Source organism: Rhodoferax sp., assembly GCF_039922535.1.
Classification (GTDB): Bacteria; Pseudomonadota; Gammaproteobacteria; order Burkholderiales; family Burkholderiaceae_C; genus Rhodoferax_B.
Map to the genome: position 1 here is coordinate 1 of NZ_JBDTEM010000192.1, position 8,324 is coordinate 8,324.

Annotated in this window: 12 protein-coding genes; 9 read left to right on the forward strand and 3 right to left on the reverse strand. The window is 62.4% G+C overall.

The genetic code is table 11. The annotated features are described in order from the left end of the window. On the forward strand, positions 1-244 hold a 244-nt coding region (locus tag ABI213_RS09125; protein WP_348007402.1), incomplete at its 5' end, for an IS30 family transposase. 68 nt (positions 245-312) lie between these two features. Here the strand turns inward: ABI213_RS09125 and ABI213_RS09130 are convergent. The 3 genes from ABI213_RS09130 to flgA form a co-directional block, all read right to left on the reverse strand. Further along, complete coding sequence (locus ABI213_RS09130) at positions 313-705, reverse strand: hypothetical protein (RefSeq protein ID WP_348007401.1); 393 nt, start codon at positions 703-705, stop codon at positions 313-315. Between the two features lie 49 nt (positions 706-754). Further along, positions 755-1,078, reverse strand: a complete 324-nt coding sequence (gene flgM, locus ABI213_RS09135) for a flagellar biosynthesis anti-sigma factor FlgM (RefSeq protein ID WP_348007400.1) — start codon at positions 1,076-1,078, stop codon at positions 755-757. A gap of 95 nt (positions 1,079-1,173) precedes the next feature. Then, positions 1,174-1,887, reverse strand: a complete 714-nt coding sequence (gene flgA, locus ABI213_RS09140) for a flagellar basal body P-ring formation chaperone FlgA (RefSeq protein ID WP_348007399.1) — start codon at positions 1,885-1,887, stop codon at positions 1,174-1,176. 276 nt (positions 1,888-2,163) lie between these two features. Here flgA and flgB point away from each other — a divergent pair, with 276 nt between their 5' ends. From flgB to ABI213_RS09180, 8 genes are all read left to right on the forward strand, one after another. After that, positions 2,164-2,577 (forward strand): flagellar basal body rod protein FlgB, encoded by a 414-nt coding sequence (gene flgB / locus ABI213_RS09145; protein ID WP_348007398.1) that lies wholly within the window; start codon positions 2,164-2,166, stop codon positions 2,575-2,577. 11 nt (positions 2,578-2,588) lie between these two features. After that, positions 2,589-2,993: a flagellar basal body rod protein FlgC gene (flgC, locus tag ABI213_RS09150; protein ID WP_348007397.1), complete on the forward strand. Its 405-nt coding sequence runs from the start codon at positions 2,589-2,591 to the stop codon at positions 2,991-2,993. Between the two features lie 18 nt (positions 2,994-3,011). Continuing rightward, on the forward strand, positions 3,012-3,665 hold the full coding sequence (locus ABI213_RS09155; RefSeq protein ID WP_348007396.1) for a flagellar hook capping FlgD N-terminal domain-containing protein: 654 nt from the start codon (positions 3,012-3,014) through the stop codon (positions 3,663-3,665). Between the two features lie 49 nt (positions 3,666-3,714). Next, positions 3,715-4,938 (forward strand): flagellar hook protein FlgE, encoded by a 1,224-nt coding sequence (gene flgE / locus ABI213_RS09160; protein ID WP_348007395.1) that lies wholly within the window; start codon positions 3,715-3,717, stop codon positions 4,936-4,938. Positions 4,939-4,953: 15 nt separating this feature from the next. Next, positions 4,954-5,694: a flagellar basal-body rod protein FlgF gene (gene flgF, locus ABI213_RS09165; RefSeq protein ID WP_348026812.1), complete on the forward strand. Its 741-nt coding sequence runs from the start codon at positions 4,954-4,956 to the stop codon at positions 5,692-5,694. Between the two features lie 14 nt (positions 5,695-5,708). Beyond that, the gene (flgG, locus tag ABI213_RS09170; RefSeq protein ID WP_348007393.1) at positions 5,709-6,491 is read left to right on the forward strand and encodes a flagellar basal-body rod protein FlgG; all 783 of its coding nucleotides are present in this window, start codon (positions 5,709-5,711) and stop codon (positions 6,489-6,491) included. Between the two features lie 10 nt (positions 6,492-6,501). Further along, entirely contained in the window at positions 6,502-7,188 is a 687-nt protein-coding gene (locus ABI213_RS09175) for a flagellar basal body L-ring protein FlgH (protein ID WP_348007392.1), read from the forward strand. 215 nt (positions 7,189-7,403) lie between these two features. Then, the coding region (locus ABI213_RS09180; protein ID WP_348026813.1) for a flagellar basal body P-ring protein FlgI at positions 7,404-8,324 on the forward strand (921 nt) is incomplete at its 3' end.

Sequence of the window (8,324 nt, forward strand, 5' to 3'; positions counted from 1 at the left end):
GTACTTTGCGCACCCCTACCACTCCTGGGAGCGGGGGCTTAATGAGAACACCAACGGGCTGCTGCGCCAGTACTTCCCCAAGTCAACCAACTTGCGAAAAGTCAGCCAACAAGAGGTCGATGATGCCGTCTACCAACTCAACCACCGACCCCGCAAGTGCTTGGGCTACCGCACTCCTCACGAGGTCTTTTACGGCCTGGAAATCACTCCACTTAAACTCTACAGCGGTGCACTTTGTAGTTGAATCTGCGAGTCTTTTAGGCCTTTAGCGCAGGTAGCACCTGCACAAGCAGCTACTGATTCAATAGCAAATCAGTTGGCAGCTGCGGCGTAGATGCGGGCTGCGCCGCCGCGGTAGGTTGCGGCTTTGCCGCCGGAATAGGTGCTGGCGGGTTGGGCCTGGGGCAGGACCGTGGCCAATGCCCGGTCTACCACCACGGCTCGGCGTGCCAGGTTGGCGCGTTGTTGGGACAAGGTCAGGGAGACTTTCTCCAGCCGGTGGCGCATGCCAGCGTCCAGCGACTGCAAGCCAGCAGGGGTGCGGCCCCAGACGGCCATATCGGCCATGGCTTGGCGCAACGCGGTGCTGGCAGCTTCCAAAACCAGGGGCTCGCCCGCAATCAGGGCGGCAGACACTTCGTCGAGCAATTGCTCTACGCGCAACAGGCTGGCTTCCAGCCCGTGGGGTGTTGGGCGGGCCGTCATGCTGGGTTTTCCTGCGCTGGAATGGACGGGAGGATCAAAAAACCACTATTTAGCGGGCGACGCTGAGCATTTCTTGTGCGTTGTCGAGCATTTTGTCGGCAATCGCTTCGGGGTTGATCTTGAACGTGCCATTCTTGATGGCGGCCTTGATGTCGGCTACTTTCTTGCTGTCGAAATCGGAGCCCACGGCCCGGTCGTTCTGTTCCAGTGTGCGGGCCAGCGTGGACACAGACACCTGCGCACCGGCCGCGGGAATGGCACGCGCACCCTTTTGCGCCACGCTCGCGGGCGCAGCTTCCTTGTCCTGATCTGCTTTCTTGACCACGGCGGCATTCACCGCGGCCGTTACATCTATTCCTTGTCCAATTTTCATCACGCTCTCCAGCAGCCTTGACGTTAAGGCATCGTAGCAATGGTTTCGGCAGCTTTGGCATTTTCTTAAATGTTAGTTGGCTAAAACACCAGTTGTTACATCTCGACCACGATGGTACGGGCATCCTGCACCACCCCGGACATGACCCGGCCACTGTCCAGGCGCACCTTGGCAGGCTGGCCCACCACACCGGAGGTGATGGCCTGGCCGTCAGACAACACCTGGAAACCCACGCCCTGGGCCAGCACACGGATCTGGGTACCGGCCTGAAAGACCTGGGCGGGTTTGACCATCGCCTGGCGCACGGTTTGCCCGGCCACCCACGAGCGGGCGGCCACCTGGCCGATCCACTGCTCGGCGTTGGCGACCACAGGCGAAGCGTCCTCGGCCCAATCGACTTCGGCCTCCATGGCATCGTTCGCCGTCAACACGGTCCCGGCCATCACATTGGTTTTGGCCACCCAGGCCCGGCCCATGGCCTTGACGGTGACCGGCATAAACACGTTCCAGCGGGTGGCTCCAGCCAGACAGCGCAAGCCCAGTCGACTTTTGCCCCATAAACGGGTACCCGTCGGCATGTACGGCTCCACCTTGGAACAGGGTGCCAGTTGCAGACGCGGGTCCAGCGCACCCACCGATACCTCCATGCGCAGCCCCTGGCCTTGCACGGGCGGGGCCTGTACCACCGCAGCCTCCAACCAGCGTTGGCTGCTGGTTTGCATGTCGGCCTGGGCGCGCGCATCTACGGCGCATAGCACCGCGCTGGCGCAGAACAGGCCGTGCAAAGTATTTCGTAAAAGTAGCTGCATAAAACCTCCGAACCTGAGACGCACCAAGGGCAGCGGTTCAGGACACCCAAGACTAAAGCCAGAGCCCGCAGCCCAAAGCCGCGAACTGCGCCGCAATCACCCGCTTCTTCCGGGGCTCAAAAGACTCAAGTTTTTCCATAATTTGCCAAAGCGAGATCCGGGATGGCACCGGAGGTTTCGCAACAAGGCTTACGCTGCACCCGCCTGAAGGGCCAGAGGCCCGCCAGTCAGGCGCTGCGTAAGTCCCACGTCATTGATAACCAAGCGGGGTGTCGCATGTTGGACAAAATGGTCGGTTCGGTGGACTTTCAAAGCAAGGCCCTGGTGCTGCGCGCCGAACGCCAGCGCACCATCGCCAGCAATATTGCCAACGTGGATACCCCCGGCTATGTGGCGCGCGACTTCAACTTCAAGGAAGCCATGAGTGCCGCCACTGCCAGCCAGGGCATGCTGGTGGGCAACAAGACCGACAACCGGCACATGAATTTGCCCGACCTGGAGGGCAGCAGCCTAGGCGAGGCCCAAAAGCGCGGCTACAGCGTGCAAAGCCAGCCCAATATGGACAACAACACGGTAGACCTGGACCGCGAACGGGCCAACTTTGTCGATAACTCGGTGCGCTATGAAGCCACGCTGCGCTTTATCAACGGCACGGCCAAGACCATGCTCAGCGCCATCACCGGCCAATAAGAAAGCCCGCCATGTCCATGTTTTCGATTTTTGGGGTCTCCGGCAGCGCTATCAGCGCGCAGTCGCAGCGCCTGAACGTGGTGGCCAGTAATCTGGCCAACGTGGATGCCGTGGCCGGCCCGGATGGCAACGCCTACAAGGCCCGCCAGGTGGTCTTCCAAACCACGCTGCTGGGGGCCGAAAGCGCCGCCGGGGTGCGGGTGAAAGAAATCACCGAAAGCCAGCAGCCAGGCCGCAAAGTGCTAGACCCCACCAGCCCGATGGCCGATGCCGATGGCTACGTCACCCATTCCAACGTCAACGCGGTGGATGAAATGGTGAACATGATTTCCGCCTCCCGCTCCTACCAGAACAACGTAGAAGTGATGAACACCGCCAAGTCCTTGCTGCTGAAAACGCTGCAAATGGGCCAATAAATTTTTTGAAAGCACGCCATGGCCTTGGATGTCACCGCACTGAACGCCGCCAGCAGCTCGCTGGCGGGCACGACCAGCACCAACAGCACCACCGCAGAAGCCTCGCAAGACCGCTTCCTGAAGTTGCTGGTGGCGCAGCTCAACAACCAGGACCCGATGAACCCGATGGACAACGCGCAGATGACCAGCCAGCTCGCGCAGATCAACACCGTGTCGGGTATCCAGACGCTGAACGACACCATGAAAAGCATGGCCACGCAAATTGCCGCCCTGCAGTCCCTACAAGGTAGTTCCACCATCGGCCACGAAGTGCTGACCGAGGGCAACACCCTCAGCATCACCGACGGCGTGGGCAAGGGCTCATTTGACCTGAGTGGCGCAGCCGATGCGGTAAAGGTCGAAGTGCGCACCGCCGGTGGCACCCTGCTGGGCACGGTGGACATGGGCGCACTGAGCACCGGCCGCCAGGCTTTCACCTGGGATGCGTCCAAGTACACCAACTCGGGCGACCTGAGCTTCAAAGTCACCGCCACCAACAGCGGCGCTGCCGTGACCACCACCGCGCTGGAGCGCAACAAGGTGGTGTCGGTCAGCAACGAGAACAACGTCCTCAATCTGCAGCTGCAAAACGGCGACTCGGTGGCCTACAGCGCCGTCAAGGCCATTTTGTAGTTCTCCCCCTGCCGCATTGCAACTGCCAACGTATTTTTAGGAGCCATCCATGAGCTTTCAACAAGGTCTCTCCGGTCTGAACGCCTCCAGCCAAAACCTGGATGTGATCGGCCACAACATCGCCAACGCCAATACCACCGGCATGAAGGCCTCGCGCGCCGAATTTGCCGAGCTGTACGCGTCGTCGCTGGGCAGCTCGGGCGGCATCAGCTCGGGCATCGGGGTCGAGGTGCAGACCGTGTCGCAGCAGTTCACCCAGGGCAACATCAGCATTACCGGCAACTCGCTGGACGTGGCCATCAACGGCAACGGCTTCTTCCAGGTTGCGCTGCCGAATGGCAACACCGCCTACAGCCGCGACGGCGCGTTCAAACTGAACAAAGACGGTGAAATCATCACCAACACCGGCGCCCACCTGATGGGCATCACCGCCGCCGCCGATGGCTCGATTCCCACCGGCGGGGCTATCGCCGCGCTGACCCTGCCCGCAGGCGGTGACATTGCTGCAGTGCAAACCACCAAGCTGGACATGAGCTTTAACCTCGATGCCCAGGCGCCCATCGCCACCGGCACGGCCCCATCGGCACTGGTCCCGGCATTGGCCACCTACGGCACTTCGGTCACCGCTTACGACGGCCAGGGCGTGGGAGTCCCCGTCAGCATCTATTTCACCAAAACCGCGGTCAACACCTGGGATGTGTACTCCAGCGTGGACGGTGCCACGCCCACCCTGACCAATACCGGCCTGACCTTCACCGGCACCGGCAACACACCGGCGGCCACCCTCGGCACCCTGACCCTGCCCTCGCCGACCAACCCGGCCAGCACCTTCAGCGTGGACCTCAACGTGGTGGATGCCACCCAATACGGCTCCAAGTTCTCGATCTCCAAAGCCACCCAGGATGGCCAGGCACCGGGCACCCTGACCGCCATCAGCATTGATGAGTCCGGCATCATCCAGGGTACGTATTCCAACGGTAAGTCGCTGGCAGCCGGGCAGATCCAGCTGGCCACCTTCACCAATGTGCAGGGTCTAGCCCCGATTGGCGGCAACTACTGGCTAGCGACCCCTTCCAGCGGCGACCCCTCGGCCAAAGGCGTGCCGGGCACCGGCAATCTGGGCGGACTGCGCGCCGGTGCACTGGAAGACTCGAACGTCGATCTGACCAAAGAGCTGGTTGACATGATGACCGCCCAGCGCGCCTACCAGGCCAACGCACAAACCATCAAAACCCAAGACCAGGTGATGTCCACCTTGGTCAACCTGCGCTGAAGCTAGGCCGCCGCCATGGACCACATCATTTACACCGCGATGACGGGGGCCAACACGGCGGCGAATCGGCAGGCGGTGTTGGCCAACAACCTGGCCAACGTGTCCACCAATGGCTTTCGGGCCGAGCTGGCCACCTACCGCTCGGTGCCGCTGAACGGCCCCGGCTCCAGCACCCGCGTGTTTGCGCTGGAAACCACCTCCGGCCACTCCGAAACCCCCGGCCCGGTGCAACGCACCGGCCGCAACCTGGATGCCATGGCCCAGGGCAATGCCTGGTTCACCGTGCAAGGCCTGGACGGCACCGAGGCCTACACCCGCAGCGGTATTTTTGAAATCTCCAACACCAACACCTTGGTCACCCCCACCGGCCTGCCCGTGCTGTCCGATGGCGGGGCCCCGATCGACGTGCCCCAGGGCTCCGAAATCACCCTGGGCAGCGACGGCACCGTCAGCGCCAAGGTGCCAGGCCAGGCCTCCACCAGCCTGGGGCGGTTGAAGATGGTCACCCCCGATGCCGACAACCCCATCCAGCGCGGCGACGACGGCCTGTTCCGCGGGACCACCGGCGACCCGCTGCCCAACGATGCCAACGCCAAGCTGCTGGCCGGGGCGGTCGAGGGCTCCAACGTCAACGCCGTGGAGACCATGATCGGCATGATCCAGACCGCCCGCCAGTTTGAGACGCAAATGCGCCTGCTGCAAACCGCCGAAACCAATGACAAAAGTGCCAGCCAGTTACTGAGCGTGCAAGGCTAAACCGAAAGACCGCCATGATTAATTCGCTATGGATCGCCAAAACCGGCATGGAAGCCCAGCAAACCCAGCTGGACGTGATCTCGCACAACCTGGCCAACGTCTCCACCACCGGCTACAAGCGCGCCAACGCGGTGTTTGAAGATTTGATCTACCAGAACCTGCGCCAGGTAGGCGCCAACAGCACCGAGCAAAACCAATTGCCTACCGGCCTGCACCTGGGCCTGGGCGTGCGCACCGTATCCACCACCCGCTCGTTTGCCCAGGGTAGCCTGCAGCAAACTGGCAACACGCTGGACGTGGCCATCAACGGCAACGGCTTTTTCCAGATCAACCAGACCGACGGCTCCATCGGCTACACCCGCGACGGCTCGTTCCAGGTGGATTCGCAAGGCCGCTTGGTCACCGCCGAAGGCCTGACCGTAGCCAGCGGGGTGACGATTCCGGTTACCGCCCAAAGCGTCACGATCAGCACCGACGGCTCCGTCACCGTGATGCTGCCCGGCAATGCCACGCCCCAACCGGCGGGCAATATCGCCATGGCCAACTTCATCAACCCGGCCGGTCTGGAGCCCAAGGGCAGCAACCTGTACGCCGAAACCGCCGCCTCCGGCCAGCCCACCACCGGCACGCCGGGCGTGAGCGGCATGGGGGTGGTGCGCCAGGGTTTTGTCGAAACCAGCAACGTCAACGTAGTGCAGGAACTGGTGACCATGATCCAGACCCAGCGCGCCTACGAGATGAATTCCAAGGCCGTGCAGACGTCGGACCAAATGCTGCAAAAGCTGGCCCAGCTCTAGGAGATTCAACATGCGCATCGCCATCACTGCTGCTGCCGTCGCAGGGCTCTGCTTGTTGAGCGGCTGCGAGACCCTGGCTCCCGCACCCAAGGTAGATTTCGCCGAATCCACCGGGCCTCGGCAACTGCCGCCCACCGTGGTGCCCACCAACGTTCGGCCCACCGGCAGCCTGTTTGCCTCGGCCGCCTACCGCCCGGTGTTTGAAGACCGCCGCCCGCGCCTGGTGGGCGACAACCTGACCATCCAGATCGTGGAAAACGTCAGCGCCAGCCAAAAATCGACCAGCACCGTGAACCGCAGCGCCGCCGAGGCCGCGGGCATCACCGGCCTGCCCTTCCTGAAGACACCGCTGCTGGACAAGTTTGGCATTGGTGCCACCTCCAGCAACGACTTTTCGGGCAAAGGCGGCACCGAAAGCGCCAACACCTTTTCGGGGGCCATCACCGTCACCGTGGTCGAAGTGCTGCCCAACGGCCACCTGGTGGTCACCGGCGAAAAGCAGATTGGCGTGAACCAGAACGTGGACGTACTGCGCTTCTCGGGCACAGTGGACCCGCGCGCGGTGCAGCCGGGCAGCATTGTTGCCTCTACCCAGGTGGCTAATGCCCGGATCGAGTCCAAGGGCCGCGGCCAACAAGGCGAAGTGCAGGCCATGGGTTGGCTGGGGCGCTTCTTCATGAACGTGATGCCGTTCTGAACCTGTGGCCTAGCCTTAGGCCACACATCTCGTCAGCTTTTGAACCAAATCAGCCTCTAGCGTAGGTAGCACCTGCGTGGGCAGCTACTTAAAGAATAGCAAGTTCAATTAACCGGAAACCACCGCCTTTTCCGCCGTTCTCTTGCCCAGTCGCAAATCAAAATAATGCTAAAGGTTTTGCCATTTCGGCCGAACCAGACCACGGGTTATTCGCCATGCATGTTCTCCGCAGCCTCTCTACACGCCGTGCCGTGGCATGGGGATGCGGGCTGTGCCTGGCGCTGCTGTTCGCAATGCCCGCGCAAGCGCTGCGCATCAAGGAAGTCGCGTCCATCCAGGGCGTACGAAGCAACCAGTTGACCGGCTACGGGCTGGTCGTGGGGCTGGACGGCACGGGGGACCAGACCACCCAGATGCCCTACACCTCGCAAAGCCTGTCCAGCTACTTGCAGCAGATGGGCATCACCCTGCCCGCCAGCCTGGCATCGTCGCTGCAGCTGAAAAACGTGGCGGCGGTAATCGTCACCGCACAACTGCCGGCGTTTGCCCAGCCGGGCCAGATGATTGACATCAACGTCGCCAGCATGGGCAACGCCAAGTCGCTCAAGGGTGGCCTGCTGATCGCCACGCCGCTGCGCGGTGCCGACGGCGAAATCTACGCCATGGCCCAAGGCAATATGGTGGTGGCCGGTGCCGGTGCCGCCGCCGGGGGCAGCAAGGTACAAATCAACCACCTCAGCGCGGGCCGCATTCCCAGCGGTGCACAGGTGGAACGCAGCGTGCCCTCGCCGCTGCAAGACGGCGACTACATCACCCTGGACCTGAACGCCAGCGACTTCCAGACCGCCAGCCGCGTAGCCGCCGCCGTCAATAACAAAATGGGCAGCGGCTTGGCCAACGCCATGGACGGCCGCACAGTGCGGGTGCGCGCACCCAACGATCCGAATGCCCGCGTCACTTTTCTGGGCAATCTGGAAGAGTTGACGATGGAGGCCTCGGCCCCGGCGGCCAAGGTGGTGATCAACTCGCGCACCGGCTCGATCGTGCTGAACCAATCGGTCACGCTCGGCCCGTGTGCCATTGCCCACGGCAATTTGTCCATCAGCATCAGCACCACGCCCTCGGTGAGCCAGCCC